Annotated in this window: 15 protein-coding genes; 1 reads left to right on the top strand and 14 read right to left on the bottom strand. The window is 65.2% G+C overall.

The features are described from left to right. Positions 1-67: 67 nt before the first annotated feature. The 11 genes from phoR to WS89_RS17990 form a co-directional block, all read right to left on the bottom strand. Positions 68-1,387, bottom strand: a complete 1,320-nt coding sequence (gene phoR / locus WS89_RS18040) for a phosphate regulon sensor histidine kinase PhoR (RefSeq protein WP_059501992.1) — start codon at positions 1,385-1,387, stop codon at positions 68-70. A gap of 57 nt (positions 1,388-1,444) precedes the next feature. Further along, positions 1,445-2,146 (bottom strand): phosphate regulon transcriptional regulator PhoB, encoded by a 702-nt coding sequence (gene phoB, locus WS89_RS18035; protein ID WP_006750313.1) that lies wholly within the window; start codon positions 2,144-2,146, stop codon positions 1,445-1,447. Positions 2,147-2,177: 31 nt separating this feature from the next. After that, a complete protein-coding gene (gene phoU, locus WS89_RS18030) occupies positions 2,178-2,882 on the bottom strand; it encodes a phosphate signaling complex protein PhoU (RefSeq protein WP_059792414.1) in 705 nt (234 codons plus the stop codon). 18 nt (positions 2,883-2,900) lie between these two features. Continuing rightward, positions 2,901-3,749 (bottom strand): phosphate ABC transporter ATP-binding protein PstB, encoded by an 849-nt coding sequence (gene pstB, locus WS89_RS18025; protein WP_059501988.1) that lies wholly within the window; start codon positions 3,747-3,749, stop codon positions 2,901-2,903. A gap of 15 nt (positions 3,750-3,764) precedes the next feature. Beyond that, positions 3,765-4,658: a phosphate ABC transporter permease PstA gene (gene pstA, locus WS89_RS18020; RefSeq protein WP_059501986.1), complete on the bottom strand. Its 894-nt coding sequence runs from the start codon at positions 4,656-4,658 to the stop codon at positions 3,765-3,767. After that, entirely contained in the window at positions 4,655-5,638 is a 984-nt protein-coding gene (gene pstC, locus WS89_RS18015; protein WP_059501984.1) for a phosphate ABC transporter permease PstC, read from the bottom strand. Before pstC ends, pstA begins: the two co-directional genes overlap by 4 nt. Before the next feature lie 94 nt (positions 5,639-5,732). Then, positions 5,733-6,767, bottom strand: coding sequence for a phosphate ABC transporter substrate-binding protein PstS (gene pstS, locus WS89_RS18010; protein WP_034206955.1), 1,035 nt, complete (start codon positions 6,765-6,767; stop codon positions 5,733-5,735). 445 nt (positions 6,768-7,212) lie between these two features. Further along, on the bottom strand, positions 7,213-8,568 hold the full coding sequence (gene glmM / locus WS89_RS18005) for a phosphoglucosamine mutase (protein WP_059501982.1): 1,356 nt from the start codon (positions 8,566-8,568) through the stop codon (positions 7,213-7,215). 32 nt (positions 8,569-8,600) lie between these two features. Further along, positions 8,601-9,494, bottom strand: a complete 894-nt coding sequence (gene folP, locus WS89_RS18000; RefSeq protein WP_156440568.1) for a dihydropteroate synthase — start codon at positions 9,492-9,494, stop codon at positions 8,601-8,603. A gap of 76 nt (positions 9,495-9,570) precedes the next feature. Beyond that, complete coding sequence (gene ftsH / locus WS89_RS17995; protein ID WP_034206953.1) at positions 9,571-11,466, bottom strand: ATP-dependent zinc metalloprotease FtsH; 1,896 nt, start codon at positions 11,464-11,466, stop codon at positions 9,571-9,573. Positions 11,467-11,619: 153 nt separating this feature from the next. Beyond that, positions 11,620-12,282, bottom strand: a complete 663-nt coding sequence (locus WS89_RS17990) for an RlmE family RNA methyltransferase (RefSeq protein WP_006476343.1) — start codon at positions 12,280-12,282, stop codon at positions 11,620-11,622. Between the two features lie 193 nt (positions 12,283-12,475). Here WS89_RS17990 and WS89_RS17985 point away from each other — a divergent pair, with 193 nt between their 5' ends. Next, positions 12,476-13,003, top strand: a complete 528-nt coding sequence (locus tag WS89_RS17985) for a YhbY family RNA-binding protein (protein WP_059792410.1) — start codon at positions 12,476-12,478, stop codon at positions 13,001-13,003. Positions 13,004-13,052: 49 nt separating this feature from the next. Here WS89_RS17985 and WS89_RS17980 read toward each other — a convergent pair whose 3' ends face one another. From WS89_RS17980 to carB, 3 genes are all read right to left on the bottom strand, one after another. After that, positions 13,053-13,511, bottom strand: a complete 459-nt coding sequence (locus WS89_RS17980; protein WP_006497614.1) for a DUF4149 domain-containing protein — start codon at positions 13,509-13,511, stop codon at positions 13,053-13,055. 14 nt (positions 13,512-13,525) lie between these two features. Further along, positions 13,526-14,002 carry a transcription elongation factor GreA gene (gene greA, locus WS89_RS17975; protein WP_034206950.1) on the bottom strand — a complete coding sequence of 159 codons (477 nt, stop codon included), beginning with the start codon at positions 14,000-14,002 and terminating at the stop codon, positions 13,526-13,528. 118 nt (positions 14,003-14,120) lie between these two features. Further along, positions 14,121-17,375: a carbamoyl-phosphate synthase large subunit gene (carB, locus tag WS89_RS17970; RefSeq protein ID WP_059792407.1), complete on the bottom strand. Its 3,255-nt coding sequence runs from the start codon at positions 17,373-17,375 to the stop codon at positions 14,121-14,123. Positions 17,376-17,392: the final 17 nt, after the last annotated feature.

Here is a 17,392-nt window from a genome sequence, read left to right as displayed (position 1 = left end):
GTCGAGCGCCGCTTCGCCAAAAAAAAGCAGCCCGCGGGCTGCTTTTTTTACGCCGACCGCTACGCGATCATGCCTCGTAAGCGGCCGGTCGGATCGCGATGATGCGCGAGCCCGGGAACCGTGCGGTGAACGTACTGCCGCGCCCTTCCTCGCTCTGCACGTACAGATGCGCGTCGTGCCGCTGCAGCACGTGCTTGACGATCGCGAGCCCGAGGCCCGTGCCGCCCGTATCGCGCGAACGGCTGCGATCGACGCGGTAGAAGCGCTCGGTGAGCCGCGGCAGGTCCGCGGCCGGAATCCCGAAGCCGCTGTCCGTGACGGAAAACACGCCCTGCGCGCCTTCGCGCCGCCACGACACGACGATCTTGCCGCCGTCCGGCGTATAGCGGATCGCGTTCGTGACGAGATTCGCGAACGCGCTGAACAGTTCCGTCTGCGCGCCCGTAACGCCGAGCGTCTCGTCGATCGAGAACGCGATGTCGTGATGCCCGTTCGACAGCGTGTGCGCATCCTCCTTCAGATGATCGAACACCGCACGCATGTCGATCGCGTGATCGACCGGCGGCTTGCTCTCGCCTTCCAGCTTCGCGAGCACCAGCAGGTCGGTCACGATGTGCCGCATCCGCGATGCCTGCTGCTCCATCATGTCGAGATAGCGCGCGCGATCCTCCTCGTTCAGCGGCAGCTCGCGCATCGTCTCGAGAAAGCCCGACAGCACGGTGAGCGGCGTCTTCAATTCGTGCGACACGTTCGCGACGAAGTCGCGCCGCATCGCGTCGGTGCGCTCGAGCTCGGTGATGTCCTGCGTGAGCAGCAGCTTGCGGTTCTCGCCGTACGGAAACACCTGCACGGCCAGCACGTTCTGCCGCGAGTCGCCCATGCCGCGCATCACGAGCGTCTCGTCGTAATGCTGCGCATTCAGGTAGCGGACGAAATCGGGATGGCGCACCAGGTTCGTGATGTGCTGGCGCAAGTCGCGCTTCGCATCGAGCCCGAAATGGACTTCGGCGATCGCGTTGCACCACTCGATCTGGTCGTGGTCGTCGAGCATCGCGACGCCGTTCGGCGATGCCTGGATCGCCTGGATGAAGCGCGAGTGCTGCTGTTCGACCTGTCGCACCTGCGCATGCCACTGCTTCGCGAGCTTGTGCAGCCGATAATAGATTTCGCCCCAGATGCCCGGCGCGCTCGGCACTTCGCCGTAGACCGGCGCATCGAGCAGGCGCCACAAACGTTGCGTATGGAAAGTGCTGAAAAAGCCCTGCGCGACCAGCATCACGACCACGAACGCAAGGCCCGCGGTCGGGCCGGCGAAGACGCCGACCAATACGCCGATCAGCACGAGCAGCACGAGCGACACCAGAAAGCGCGCCCAGATGATGTTCATGATTCAGCGTCCGAAAGAATGAACGGCATGCCGCGGCACACGGCATGCCCGAATACGTTACGCGTGCTTGGCGAGGCGGTAGCCGCTGCCGCGCACGGTTTCGATCATCGCATCGCAGCCGGCCGGTTTCAAGGCCGCGCGCAATCGTTTGATGTGCACGTCGACGGTACGCTCCTCGACGAACACATGGTCGCCCCACACCTGATCGAGCAGTTGCGTGCGGCTGTGCACGCGCTCCGGATGCGTCATGAAGAAATGCAGCAGGCGGAACTCGGTCGGGCCGAGATCGAGCTTGATCTCGCTGCCGTCGCCGTGCGCGGCGACGCGATGCGTGGCCGGGTCGAGGCGCAGCCCGTTGATCGACACGACGTCCTCGGTCAGCTGCGGCGCGCGGCGGCGCAGCACGGCCTTGATGCGCGCCATCAGTTCCTTCGGCGAGAACGGCTTCGTCACGTAGTCGTCCGCGCCGATCTCGAGGCCGAGCACCTTGTCCTGCTCGTCGCCGCGGGCGGTGAGCATGATGATCGGGATGTGCTTGGTCCGTTCGTTGTTGCGCAGGTCGCGCGCGAACGCGATACCGGACTTGCCCGGCAGCATCCAGTCGAGCAGCACGAGATCGGGCAGCACGTCGCTGATCAGGTTCTGCGCCTGTTCGGCGTTGTACGCACGGATCGGGCAGTGACCGGCGTGCTGGAGATTCACCGAGATCAGTTCGGAAATCGCGGGCTCATCTTCAACGACGAGAATGTTGCTGGGCATCGGCACCTCTGTTCTTCCTATACGGAGTCGATTAACTGTTGGCTTCGCGATCGAGCGTGTCGCGCGGCTGGTGCCGTACGTCGGTGCCCTTCACGATGTAGATGATGAATTCGGCGATGTTCTTCGCGTGGTCGCCGATCCGTTCGATCGCTTTCGCGATGAACAGGTAATCGAGGCCGACCGAGATCGTGCGCGGATCTTCCTGCATGTACGACACGAGCTTGCGCACGAACGCGCGAAACTCCATGTCGATCTCCTTGTCGTCCTTGACGATCTGCGCGGCGGCCACCGTATCGAGACGCGCGAACGCGTCGAGCGCGCGGCGCAGGATCGTCACGGCCATCTCGCCCGACACCTTGATCTCGGCGATGTTGACCGCGCGCGCGGCCGGCTCGTCGACCAGGCGGCGCACGCGCTTCGCGATCTTCTCGGCCTCGTCGCCGGCGCGTTCGAGGTTCGTAATCGTTTTCGAAATCGACATCAAAAGACGCAGATCGCGCGCTGCGGGCTGCCTCCGCGCGATGATGTTGCCGCACTCCTGGTCGATGTCCACTTCCATCGCGTTCAGCGTTTCCTCGGCCGCGATCACCTTCTCGGCCGCACCGCGATCGAATTCGTTCAGCGCGTGCATCGCGCCGACGATCTGCGACTCCACGAGGCCGCCCATTTCCAGCACTTTCGACGACACGGCATTCAGGTCCGCATCGAACTGGCTCGACAGATGTTTATCCGACATGACTGTTGTTCTCCGTCATCAACCGAAGCGGCCGGTGATGTAGTCTTCCGTTTCCTTGCGCACCGGCTTGATGAAGATCTTTTCGGTCTCGCCGAACTCGATCAGCTCGCCCAGGTACATGTAGGCCGTGTAATCCGAGCAGCGTGCGGCCTGCTGCATGTTGTGCGTGACGATCACGACCGTGTAGTCGCTCTTCAGCTCCGCGATCAGCTCTTCGATGCGGCCCGTCGAGATCGGGTCGAGCGCCGAGCACGGTTCGTCGAGCAGCAACACTTCCGGACGGATCGCAATGCCGCGCGCGATGCACAGACGCTGCTGCTGGCCGCCCGACAGCCCGTAGCCGCTCTGGCTCAGCTTGTCCTTCACTTCGTTCCACAGCGCGGCCTTCGTGAGCGCCCACTCGACGCGGTCGTCCATTTCCGAACGCGTGAGCTTTTCGAACATCTTCACGCCGAACGCGATGTTGTCGTAGATCGACATCGGGAACGGGGTCGGCTTCTGGAACACCATGCCGATCCGCGCGCGCAGCAGCGAGATGTCGCGCTTCGTCGTCAGCAGGTTCTCGCCGTCCATCAGGATTTCGCCTTCGGCGCGCTGCTCCGGATAGAGCGCGAACATCTTGTTGAACGTGCGCAAGAGCGTCGACTTGCCGCAGCCCGACGGGCCGATGAACGCCGTCACCTTCCCTTCGGGAATGCGCAGGTTGATGTTCTTCAGCGCGTGGAACTTGTTGTAGAAGAAGTTGAGGTTGTTGACCTCGATCTTCGCGTTCAGCGGCGCGAGCGGACGGCCGTTCGCCGCATCTTGCGTGCCGGTGGGCGCAGCGTTGCGCTCGACGGGATTCAGGTGGCTTTCTGCCATATTCATCGGATTGCTCCGCCGTTACTTTTTCGAGAAGATCGAGCGCGCCAGGACGTTCAGTCCGAGCACCCCGAGCGTAATCAGGAACACGCCCGCCCATGCGAGCGACTGCCATTCCGCGAACGGGCTCATCGCGAACTTGTAGATCGTGACCGGCAGGTTCGCCATCGGCTGGCTCATGTCCCACGAGAAGAACTGGTTCGACAGTGCGGTGAACAGCAGCGGCGCCGTTTCGCCGGCGATCCGCGCGACCGCGAGCAGCACGCCCGTCACGATCCCGCCGACCGACGCGCGCAGCGTGATCTTCAGCACCATGCGCCACTTCGGCGTGCCGAGCGCGACGGCCGCTTCGCGCAGCGCATTCGGCACGAGCTTCAGCATGTTCTCGGTCGTGCGGATCACGATCGGGATCTGCAGCAGCGCGAGCGCGATCACGCCGGCCCAGCCCGAGAAGCGCCCCGACTTCGCGACGACGATCGCGTACACGAACAGGCCGATGACGATCGACGGCGCCGACAGCAGGATGTCGTTGATGAAGCGGATCGTGCTCGCCAGCAGGTTCTTCTGGCCGTATTCGGCGAGATAGACGCCCGCGAGGATGCCGATCGGCGTGCCAACCAGCGTGCCGAAGCCGCAGAGCAGCAGGCTGCCGACGATCGCGTTCGCGAGACCGCCGCCTTCCGTGTTCGGTGCCGGCGTCGATTCGGTGAACAGTTGCAGCGACAGGCCGCCGACGCCGAGGTGCACCGTCGTGTAGAGAATCCACACGAGCCACACCAGGCCGAAGGCCATCGCGCCGAGCGACGCGGCGAGCGCGATCGCGTTGACCGCCTTGCGCTTGCGCTGCAGGCGGTTGCGCATCGCGTCGAGCGCGGCGCCGTCCGGCCCCGGGAAATTCATGATGGGCTCGCTCATTTCTTGCCCTCTCCCTTCTCGAGACGAAGCAGCAGCAGTTTGGAGATGGACAGCACGATGAACGTGATCACGAACAGGATCAGGCCCAGTTCCATCAGCGCCGACGTATGCAGGCCCGGCTGCGCTTCCGCGAATTCGTTCGCGAGCGCCGACGTGATGCTGTTGCCCGGCGCGAACAGCGACACGCTGTCGAGCAGGTTGGTGTTGCCGATCACGAAGGTCACGGCCATCGTTTCGCCGAGTGCGCGGCCGAGGCCGAGCATCACGCCGCCGATCACACCGGTCTTCGTATAGGGCAGCACCACCTTCCACATCACTTCCCAGGTCGTGCAACCGATTCCGTATGCCGATTCCTTCAGCAGCACCGGCGTGACCTCGAACACGTCGCGCATCACCGATGCGATGTACGGGATGATCATGATCGCGAGGATCACGCCGGCCGCGAGGATGCCGATGCCGATCGGCGCGCCAGACGTCAGCGGGCCGAGCACCCACACGTCCTTGAACAGGCGGCCGATCGGTTTCTGGAAGTATTCGGCGAAGATCGGCGCGAACACGAGCAGCCCCCACATGCCGTACACGATCGACGGAATCGCGGCGAGCAGCTCGATCGCGATGCCGAGCGGACGGCGCAGCCACACGGGTGCGAGCTCGGTGAGGAACAACGCGATGCCGAAACTGACCGGCACTGCAATGACGAGCGCAATGATCGACGTCACGATGGTGCCGTAGATCGGCACGAGTGCGCCGTAGATGTCCGAGTTGGGATCCCACTCGGATTGCCACAGAAAGCCGAGGCCGAACTTCTGGATGGTCGGCATCGACGCAAAGATCAGGGAAACGATGATCCCGCCCAGCAACAGCAGGGTCACGATCGCGGCGAGCCGCGCAAGGCCGCCGAACAGGACATCCCCGAGACGGCTCGGCGCGCGCTGTGCACTGTCGGGCGATCGGGAGGACGTGTATGAAATATCAGACATGGGTGCCTGCTTTTGATCGCCGGGCGCCGTAACGCCCGGCTTTACCGCACACACTGCCCGACCGGCACGGCCGGGCAGCGAACCGCTGGATGGCTTACTCGGCGGCGACCGGCTTGCCCGAAGCGTCCGTCACCTTCGTCTTCCACTGCTTGCGGATTTCCGTCTCGACCGACGCCGGCAGCGAGATGTAGTCGAGGCTGTCGGCAGCCTTCTCGCCGTTCTTGAACGCCCAGCTGAAGAACTTCAGCGTTTCCGCGCCCTGCTCCGGCTTGTCCTGCTTCGCGTGCAGCAGCACGAACGTCGCGCCGACGACCGGCCACGCTTCCTTGCCCGGCTGGTTCGTCAGGATCTGGTAGAACGACTTCGACCAGTTCGCGCCTGCTGCTGCGGCCTTGAACGTTTCCGTCTTCGGCTCGACCACCGTGCCCGTCGAATTCTTCAGAGCCGTGTAGGTCATGTTGTTCTTCTTCGCGTACGCCCACTCGACGTAGCCGATCGCGCCCGGCAGGCGCTGCACGAAGGCCGCGACGCCGTCGTTGCCCTTGCCGCCCGTGCCCGTCGGCCAGTTGACCGTCGTGCCTTCGCCGATCTTCGACTTCCACTCGTCGTTGACCTTCGACAGGTAGTTCGTCCAGATGAAGCTCGTACCCGAACCGTCAGCGCGGCGGACCACGGCGATGTCCGTATCCGGCAGCTTGACCTTCGGGTTCAGCGCGACGATCGCCGGGTCGTTCCACTTCTTGATCTTGCCGAGGTAGATGTCGCCGAGCACCGGGCCCGACAGCGTCAGTTCGCCGGCCTTCACGCCCGGCACGTTGACGACCGGCACCACGCCGCCGACCACCGTCGGGAACTGGAACAGGCCTTCCTTCGCGAGCTCTTCGTCCTTCAGCGGTGCGTCCGAACCGGCAAAATCGACCGTCTTCGCGACGATCTGCTTCAGGCCGCCCGACGAGCCGATGCCCTGGTAGTTGACCTTCGAACCGCCGGACTGCTGATAGTCCGCAGCCCATTTCGTATAGATCGGCATCGCGAACGTGCTACCTGCGCCCGTGATGTCGGCAGCGTGGGCGGCGACGGCGAAAAGCGCGCCAGCCAGGCCGGCAATCGCGGTTTGCATCAATTTCATGAGACCTCCAGTGTGTGAGCGGATGACTACGGCACCGCGAAGGTTAGGGGCTCCTCATGACGGTAATGTGACAATCGATGAAACTGGCGTGACAGTAACATGACTGGTTGAAAGGGAGTATCGGGGTGGCGCGGCGAGGCGCGGGAACGGCGCTGGCGGCAAGAATTGCCTGACTCGGAAGGGAAGATGGACCGCCCTTTTCCCAGGGCGTGCGGGCGCATCGTAGCGCAGCATCGACCGGACGGGAAGCCCGGGCCGGCAGCAGGTTTGATTGTGGGGTCGGATACCCGATTCGATCCGAAAAGCGCGTTTGTCGAATGTTGCCTCATCAGGCAATGGCAAACCTTTGCGTCAGACGAAACGACGGCGCCCGAGGGCGCCGCACGCATATTCACCGGCAGCCGGCGCGCGGGCCGGTCGGATCGCTGCGCGCCCCAGCCCCCGGTCAGGTCGTCGCCGCGCGCACCGCGTCGGCAATCGTCTCCGCATGGCGCACCGCATCGGCCGCCTGCTGCGCTTCGACCATCACGCGCAGCACGGGCTCCGTGCCCGATGCGCGGATCAGCACGCGGCCGCTGCCGGCGAGCGCGGCTTCGGCTGCATCGATCGCGGCGCGAATCGACGCGCTGCCCTTCCAGTCGGCGCCCGGCTTCATCCGCACGTTGATCAGCTTCTGCGGGAACAGCGTGACGCCGTCGAGCATCTGCGCGAGGGTGCGGCCGCTGCGCTTCAGCGCGGCCAGCACGAGCAGCGCCGACACGATGCCGTCGCCGGTCGAGTGCCGGTCGAGCGACAGGATGTGGCCCGACCCTTCCGCGCCGAGCTGCCAGCCGTGCTCGCGCAACTGCTCGAGCACGTAGCGATCGCCGACCGCCGCCCGCACGAATTTCACGCCCTCGCGCTGCAGCGCGACTTCGACGGCGAGGTTCGTCATCAGCGTGCCGACCGCGCCATCGACCTTGCCGTCGGTCGCGATCCGGTCCTTCACGAGCACGTAGAGCAGCTCGTCGCCGTTGTACAGGCGGCCGGTCGCGTCCACGACCTGCAGGCGATCGGCGTCGCCGTCGAGCGCGATGCCGAGATCGGCGTGGTTCGCCCGCACCGCGCGCACCAGCGCGTCCGGCGCGGTCGCGCCGACGCCGTCGTTGATGTTGAAGCCGTTCGGCGCGACGCCGATCGGAATGACGTCCGCGCCGAGTTCGTGGAATACGTGCGGCGCAACCTGGTACGCGGCGCCATGCGCGCAATCGATCACGAGCTTCAGCCCGCGCAGGTCGAACGCGGCCGGGAACGTGCTCTTGCAGAATTCGATGTAGCGGCCGCCTGCGTCGTCGAGGCGGCGCGCCTTGCCGAGCCCGTCCGACGGCGCGCATTCGAGCGGCTTGTCGAGCCATGCTTCGATCTCGGCTTCGGTGTCGTCGGGCAGCTTGTTGCCGTCAGCCGAGAAAAACTTGATCCCGTTGTCGTGATACGGGTTGTGCGACGCGCTGATCACGACACCGGCCGACAGACGCAGCGCACGCGTCAGATACGCGACGCCGGGCGTCGGCATCGGGCCGGCCAGCATCACGTCGACGCCGGCCGCCGAGAACCCGGCCTCGAGCGCGGCTTCGAGCATGTAACCCGACACGCGCGTGTCCTTGCCGATCAGCACGGTCGGACGCGAGCCTGCCGCGACGTCGGCCGAGCTGGCCAGTACCTTGCCGGCCGCATAGCCGAGACGCAATACGAAATCCGGCGTGATGGGCGCGTCGCCCACCGTGCCGCGAATGCCGTCCGTGCCGAAATATCGACGTCCCATGGGATCCTTCCTCCTTCGTCTTTCTGACTTGCTTATCGTTGCCGCGCGGCTGCGCGCACGGCATTCCATACTTTCAGCGCATCGACCGTCGCCGCGACGTCGTGCACGCGCACGATCGCGGCGCCGCGCTCGACCGCGCACACCGCGGCCGCCACGCTCGCCGCGACGCGCTCCATCGGCGGCTTGCCGCCGATCACAGCGCCGAGCATCGATTTGCGCGACATGCCCGCGAGAATCGGATAAGTGCGCCCGTCGGGTCGCGCAGGCGCCGTGTCCGGCAATGCGGCCAGCAGCGCATAGTTGTCGTCGACGACCGCCTTGCCGAACCCGAAGCCGGGATCGACGCAGATGCGCTCCGCCGCCACCCCCGCGTCGCGCAGCGCCTGGGCGCGGGCCGCGAGAAAATCGCGCACGTCGGTCACGACGTCGCCGTAGTCGGGTTCGCCGACCTGCATCGTCTGCGGCTCGCCGAGCATGTGCATCGCGCACAGGCCGCTATTGCCGTCGCGCACCGCGTCGATCGCACCCGGCTGGCGGAACCCCCAGATGTCGTTGATCAGGTCCGCGCCGGCGGCCAGCGCCGCGCGCATCACGGTCGGCTTGTAGGTATCGATCGACAGCGGCACGTTCAGCGGCCGCAGCGCCTCGACGAGCGGAATCACGCGCGCGAGCTCGTCGTCGAGCGGCACAGGCGGCGCGCCGGGGCGCGTCGATTCGCCGCCGATGTCGAGCAGGTCCGCGCCGTCGGCGATCATCCGCTCGGCCTGGCGCAGCGCATCGTCGCGCGCAAAGAAGCGGCCGCCGTCGGAAAACGAATCGGGTGTGGCGTTGAGGATGCCCATCACGAGCGGACGTTCGAACGTCAGTTCGAAGCGGCCGCACCGGAGCGGCGCGGAAATGAACGGGGACACTGCGGAATCGGACACGAGCAACGGGCGTGGATGAATGCAAAACGGGCCGGTGTGAAGCCACACCAGCCCGTGAACGGTGCTAAAGCGGAGATTATGCCGCCGGCGTAGCCGGCGCCGGCGCGCTGCCGGGCTTGACCTCGGCGCTGCCGCCGCCCGACGAATCGCCGCCGACAGCCGGCGAGCTCTTCGGCGAGCGCGGCGGACGGCCTTCCATGATGTCGTTGATCTGATCGGCGTCGATCGTCTCCCACTCCATCAGCGCGGCCGTCATCGCCTCGACCTTGTCGCGGTTCTCTTCGAGCAGGCGACGCGCGAGGTTGTACTGCTCGTCGAGCACGCGGCGGATTTCCGAGTCGACCTTCTGCTGCGTCGCTTCCGAAATCGTGCGCGTGAAGCCGCGGCCGAACGGCGACGCATCGTTCTCGTCGTCGACGTAGACCATCGGCCCGAGTGCGTCGGTCATGCCGAAACGCGCAACCATCGCACGCGCCGTCTGCGTGGCCTTGTTGAAGTCGTCCGATGCGCCGGTGCTGACCAGGTTCATGAACAGCTCTTCGGCCACCCGCCCACCGAACAGGATCGCGAGGCGGTCCAGCAGGTAATCCTTCGAATACGTCTCGTTGTCATGCTCCGGCAACTGCCAGGTGACGCCCAGCGCGCGACCGCGCGGAATGATCGTGACCTTGTGCACCGGGTCGGCCTTCGGCAGCAGCTTCGCGATCACCGCGTGGCCCGACTCGTGATACGCGGTTGCGCGCTTCGCTTCCTCGCGGATCACGGCCGACTTGCGCTCCGGACCCATGAAGATCTTGTCCTTCGCGTCCTCGAAATCCTGCATCTCGACGATGCGCTTGCCGCGACGTGCGGCGAACAACGCCGCCTCGTTCACGAGGTTCGCGAGATCGGCGCCCGAGAAGCCCGGCGTGCCGCGCGCGATCACCGCCGCGTCGACGTCGTTCGCGATCGGCACCTTGCGCAGGTGCACGCGCATGATCTGCTCGCGGCCGCGGATGTCCGGCAGGCCCACATACACCTGACGGTCGAAACGGCCCGGACGCAGCAGCGCCTTGTCGAGCACGTCGGAACGGTTGGTCGCGGCGATCACGATCACGCCCGAGTTCGCCTCGAAGCCGTCCATCTCGACGAGCATCTGGTTCAGCGTCTGCTCGCGTTCGTCGTTGCCGCCGCCCATGCCGGCGCCGCGATGACGGCCGACCGCGTCGATTTCGTCGATGAACACGATGCACGGCGCATGCTTCTTCGCCTGCTCGAACATGTCGCGCACACGGGCCGCGCCGACGCCGACGAACATTTCGACGAAGTCCGAACCCGAGATGCTGAAGAACGGCACCTTCGCTTCACCCGCGATCGCGCGAGCGAGCAGCGTCTTGCCGGTACCCGGGGGCCCGACCAGCAGCACGCCGCGCGGAATGCGGCCGCCCAGTTTCTGGAATTTCTGCGGATCGCGCAGGAAGTCGACGAGCTCGGACACTTCCTCCTTCGCTTCGTCGCAGCCCGCGACGTCGGAGAAGTTCACCGCGTTGTTGTTCTCGTCGATCAGCCGCGCACGCGATTTCCCGAACGAGAATGCGCCGCCTTTGCCGCCCCCCTGCATCTGCCTCATCATGTAGAACCAGAACACGATGATCAGGATCGTCGGCCCGAGGTAGTACAGCGCGGACATCAGCGCGTTCGGCTCGTCGTCGGCCTTGCCGCTGACCTGCACGCCGTACTTCATCAGATCGCCGACCATCCAGATGTCGCCGGGCGACACGATCTGGTATTTCTGGCCATCAGCCGGAGTGACGGTGAGGTTGCGCCCCTGAACGATGACGTTCTTGACCTTGCCGTTCTTGGCGTCGTCCATGAACTGCGAATAGGACACGCCTTCCTGGACGCGGGGCTTGTCGAACTGCTTGAACACCGTAAACAGCACCAGTGCGATCACCAGCCACACCGCTGCCTTCGAAAACATATTGTTGTTCAAAGCACCACTCCTTCACTCGTAGACGAGCGCCTACATTTTCCTTGCGGCGCCCCTCGGTCATTCTAATCCAGTCCGACCACCCCTGCCATAAGCATTGACAACCGCCGCGATAGCGCTTCGCTTGTCTGGCAAGGGCCGGAGCCCGTTTGCGCATCAGCGCGGGTGCTTCAGTTGCCGACCCAAAATGAACGTTTCGGACGATTTGTCGCGGGATGCCTTGGGCTTGCGCGGCGCGACGACCTTAAACTGCTGTTTGAACTTCTCGACGATCTGGCTGTAGCCGCTGCCGTGAAAACACTTCACGAGCAGCGCACCGTCCGGCTTCAGATGATTCTGCGCGAATTCGAGCGCCAGATCGCAGAGATGCTCGATGCGCGCCGCGTCCGCCGAGGCCACCCCGGACAGGTTGGGGGCCATGTCGGAAATAACAAGGTCCACCGCGCGGCCTTCGAGCACCTCCTCGAGCTGGTGGAGGACATCGTCCTCGCGGAAGTCGCCCTGCAGGAAGTGGACGTCGGCGATCGGCTCCATCGGCAGGATGTCGAGCGCAACGATCGTGCCGTCGATGCCGCCTTCGCGTTCCGCGTCACGCTTCTTGCCCTGCGCGAGCTTGTTGCGGGCATACTGGCTCCAGCTGCCCGGCGTGGCGCCGAGATCGACGATCACCTGGCCCGGACGGATCAGCTTGTCCTGCTCGTCGATTTCCTTCAGCTTGTACGCGGCGCGCGCGCGATAGCCCTCCCGCTGCGCCATTTTGACGTACGGGTCGTTGATGTGGTCGTGCAGCCAGTGCTGGTTGAAGCGGTTTTTTGCCATTCGAGAGAGAGATTGCTGCCAATTGCTTCGTGAAGCCGCGCTTTTAGCGGATAATACGCGTCTTCTTCGCGCGGCTGCGGCCCCTTTTCAGGCCCAAGCCGCGATTTTACGTGGTTTCGGCGCACGGCTGACGCGGTAACGTTCCGCGATCGCTATCCAGTCGGCGCGCCCTTATTAAGATTTCGACATTTCCATGCCCGCCCTTTCGCTTTCTCCCGCCGAGCGCTCCGCGCTGCGCTCCCAGGCCCATGCGCTCAAGCCCGTCGTGCTGATCGGCGCCGAAGGGCTGACCGACGCCGTACTGAAGGAAATCAAGGTGCACCTCGACGCGCACCAACTGATCAAGATCCGCGTGTTCGGCGACGAACGCGACACGCGCGTCGCGATCTACGACGAGATCTGCGACCGCCTGAACGCGGCGCCGATCCAGCACATCGGCAAGCTGCTGGTGATCTGGAAGCCCGAGGCGGCGGTTGCGGCCCCGACCCGCGGCCGCCGTGCCGGCGCGCTGCCGAGCGCGGCCGAAGCCGCCGACGACCGCAAGGGGCGTGCGCCGCGCACCGTCAAGGTCGTCAAGGTGTCGCCGAACGCGAGCCCCGTGCGCCGTCCGCGCCCGGTCAAGGTCACCGTGCGCGGCAACGAACGCGTGACCGCAGGCGGCACCGTGAAGCGTGCGAAAAAGCGCCAGGCCAGCACCAAGCGGCCGTTCCAGGACAAGTAACACGCCGGTGCGGCACGGATTCCCGTGCCGCCCTGCCCCGGCGCGCCGCTCAGGCGTCGCGCGCCGGCAGACGCCAGATCAGCATCAGCCCCAGCACGCTCTCGACGAGATAGAACACGCTCGAGACGCCGTGCAGCATCCCGAAGCGGCTCGCATACGGCGAATTCGCGATATCGGTGCCCGCATCCATCGCGGCCACCCGCAGCGCGTTCATGAACGGCTGCAACGCGAAATACCCGACCAGCACGCACACGACCATCGCGGCGACGATCCAGCGCACGCGGCGATATTCGCTGCTGCCGCGCCGCACCTGCTGGTTCGACAACGCGAGCAGCAGCACGCCGCACACGACGCCGAGGATCGCCTCGATGCGGAACAGCTGGGCGGCGACCGAACCGGCCGTCATCCGCTCCAGCGTCTTGAACAACACGGGCGCGACCGCATACCCGATCGTCAGCAGGCTGCCGACCCACACGGCCGACAGCAGACGGAACACGCGATGCGGCATCACGTCGCCCCGCTTCAGATGTAGCTGACCGAGATGATTTCGTACTCGCGCACGCCGCTCGGCGCCTGCACGGCGGCGACGTCGCCTTCGGACTTGCCGATCAGCGCGCGCGCGATCGGCGAGCTGACCGAGATCAGGCCGTGATCGATATCGGCTTCGTCGTCGCCGACGATCTGGTACTTGACGGTATCGCCCGACTCGAGATCCTCGAGCTCGACCGTCGCGGCGAACACCACGCGGCCATCGGCGTCGAGCACCGTGGGATCGATGACCTGCGCGGCGGACAGCTTCGATTCGAGTTCGGCGATGCGCCCCTCGATGAAGCCCTGTTTTTCCTTCGCGGCATCGTATTCGGCGTTTTCGGACAGGTCGCCCTGTGCGCGGGCCTCCGCGATCGCGTTGATCACGGCCGGCCGCTCGACGGACTTGAGGCGCTGCAATTCATCGCGCAGTTGCTCCGCGCCACGCTTTGTCAACGGAATGGTGCTCATAAACGGCTCAATCGCTAAAAACGGCTATAAAAAAAATCACCGCGATTAAGCGCGCTTCCGATGCACTGGAAACACCGCCTAATCGCGGCACGTGTTGCTTCGACAGGTAACTGACCGCTTAGTTTAGGCGAGCGTGAAGACCTTGTAAATCATAGACTTCCAGATCCTTCAGGTAGCGCAAGCCCTCGACGGCCGCGCGCGCGCCCGACATCGTCGTGTAGTACGTGACCTTGTGCGCCTGCGCGCTCATGCGGATCGAACGCGAATCGGCGATCGCCTGGCGCGTCTCGTCGACCGTCGTGAACACGAGTGCGATCTCGCCGTTCTTGATCATGTCGACGATGTGCGGACGGCCGTCCTTCACCTTGTTCACGACCTTCACCGGCACGCCGGCCGCTTCGATCGCGGCAGCCGTGCCCTTGGTCGCGACGATCGGGTAGCCGAGGTCGTGCAGCATGCGCGCGACTTCGACGGCCTTCGGCTTGTCGGCATCCATCACGGTCAGCAGCACCGTGCCCGACTCCGGCAGGCGCGAACCGGCCGCGAGCTGCGACTTGAACAGCGCTTCGCCGAACGTCCGGCCGACGCCCATCACTTCGCCGGTCGAACGCATTTCGGGCCCGAGGACCGGATCGACGGTCGGGAACTTGACGAACGGGAACACCGCTTCCTTCACGCTGAAGTACGGCGGCTCGACTTCCTTCGTCACGCCCTGCTGCGCGAGCTTCTGGCCGACCATCGCGCGCGCCGCGATCTTCGCGAGCGGCAGGCTGGTCGCCTTCGACACGTACGGCACCGTGCGCGACGCGCGCGGGTTCACTTCCAGCACGTAGATGATGTCCTGCTTCGAACCATCCGCCTGCGGCACCTGCTGGATCGCGAACTGCACGTTCATCAGGCCGACCACGTTCAGCGCCTTCGCCATCGCGCCCGTCTGGCGCTTCAGCTCGGCCACGGTCTCCTTCGACAGCGAATACGGCGGCAGCGAGCACGCCGAGTCGCCCGAGTGAACGCCCGCCTGCTCGATGTGCTCCATCACGCCGCCGATGAACACGGCGTCGCCGTCGCAGATGCAGTCGACGTCGCACTCGATCGCGTCGTTCAGGAAGCGGTCGAGCAGCACCGGCGAATCGTTCGACACCTTCACGGCCTCGCGCATGTAGCGCTCGAGATCGCGCGGCTCGTGGACGATTTCCATCGCGCGGCCGCCGAGCACGTACGACGGACGCACGACCAGCGGATAGCCGATTTCGTCGGCCAGCGCGAGCGCTTCGTCTTCGGCGCGGGCGGTGCGGTTCGGCGGCTGGCGCAGGCCGAGGTCCTGCAGCAGCTTCTGGAAGCGTTCGCGGTCTTCGGCCGCGTCGATCATGTCCGGCGACGTGCCGACGATCGGCACGCCGTGCGCCTCGAGGTCGAGCGCGAGCTTCAGCGGCGTCTGGCCGCCGTACTGGACGATCACGCCGACCGGCTTTTCCTTGTCGACGATCTCGAGCACGTCCTCGAGCGTCAGCGGCTCGAAGTACAGGCGATCGGACGTGTCGTAGTCGGTCGACACCGTTTCCGGGTTGCAGTTGACCATGATCGTTTCATAGCCGTCCTCGCGCATCGCGAGCGCCGCGTGCACGCAGCAGTAGTCGAACTCGATGCCCTGGCCGATCCGGTTCGGGCCGCCGCCCAGCACCATGATCTTCTTGTTCGTGGTCGGCTGCGCCTCGCACTCTTCCTCGTAGGTCGAGTACATGTAGGCCGTCTTCGTCGCGAACTCGGCCGCGCACGTGTCGACGCGCTTGTAGACCGGGCGCACGTTCAGTTCCACGCGGCGCTTGCGGACGTCTTCCGGCGTCGCGCCAAGCAACTTCGCGAGGCGGCGATCGGAGAAGCCGCTCTGCTTCAGGTAGCGCAGCTCGTCGAACGTCAGCGACGCGAGCGTGCGGCCCCCGAGCGCCTTTTCTTTCAGGATGATCTGCTCGATCTGCTCGAGGAACCACGGGTCGATCGCGGTTTCCGCGAAGATTTCCTCGGCCGTCATGCCGATGCGGAACGCATCGCCGACGTACCAGATGCGATCCGGGCCCGGCTCGTGGATCTCGATCGCGATCTCGTCGCGGTTGGTCGACTTCTCGTCGAGGCCGTCGACCCCGACTTCGAGGCCGCGCAGCGCCTTCTGGAACGATTCCTGGAACGTGCGGCCGATCGCCATCACTTCGCCGACCGACTTCATCTGCGTAGTCAGGCGCGAATCGGCTTCGCGGAACTTCTCGAACGCGAAACGCGGAATCTTCGTGACGACGTAGTCGATCGTCGGCTCGAACGACGCCGGCGTCTGGCCGCCGGTAATTTCGTTCTTCAGCTCGTCGAGCGTGTAGCCGACCGCCAGCTTCGCGGCGACCTTCGCGATCGGGAAGCCGGTTGCCTTCGACGCGAGCGCCGACGAACGCGACACGCGCGGGTTCATCTCGATGACGACCATGCGGCCGTCCCTCGGGTTGATCGAGAACTGCACGTTCGAGCCGCCCGTGTCGACGCCGATCTCGCGCAGCACCGCGAGCGATGCGTTACGCAGGATCTGGTACTCCTTGTCGGTGAGCGTCTGCGCGGGCGCGACCGTGATCGAGTCGCCGGTGTGCACGCCCATCGGGTCGAGGTTTTCGATCGAGCAGACGATGATGCAGTTGTCGGCGCGGTCGCGCACGACTTCCATCTCGTATTCCTTCCAGCCGAGCAGCGACTCTTCGATCAGCAGCTCGCGCGTGGGCGACAGGTCGAGACCGCGCTTGCAGATCTCTTCGAACTCCTCGCGGTTGTACGCGATGCCGCCGCCCGAGCCGCCGAGCGTGAACGACGGGCGGATCACGATCGGGTAGCCGCTGCCGCCCGTCTCCGCCATGATCTCGGCGTGCACCTTGGACGCTTCTTCCATCGAATGCGCGATACCCGACTTCGCGGAGCCGAGACCGATCTTGGTCATCGCTTCCTTGAACTTCTGGCGGTCTTCCGCCTTGTCGATCGCTTCCGGCGACGCGCCGATCAGCTCGACGCCGAACTTCTCGAGCACGCCGTGGTGGTGCAGGTCGAGCGCGCAGTTCAACGCGGTCTGGCCGCCCATCGTCGGCAGGATCGCGTCCGGGCGCTCCTTTTCGATGATGCGCGCGACGACTTCCCACGTGATCGGCTCGATGTAGGTCACGTCGGCCGTGTTCGGGTCGGTCATGATCGTCGCCGGGTTGCTGTTGACGAGGACGACCTTGTAGCCCTCCTCACGCAACGCCTTGCAAGCCTGCGCGCCCGAATAGTCGAACTCGCACGCCTGGCCGATGATGATCGGGCCGGCGCCGATGATGAGGATGCTCTTGATGTCTGTGCGTTTTGGCATGGCTTGTGAATTCAATA

This window comes from Burkholderia sp. MSMB1072 (genome assembly GCF_001524725.1).
GTDB lineage: Bacteria > Pseudomonadota > Gammaproteobacteria > Burkholderiales > Burkholderiaceae > Burkholderia.
Note: the sequence above shows the minus strand (reverse complement) of the source record. Positions and strands in the feature narration are given on the sequence as shown.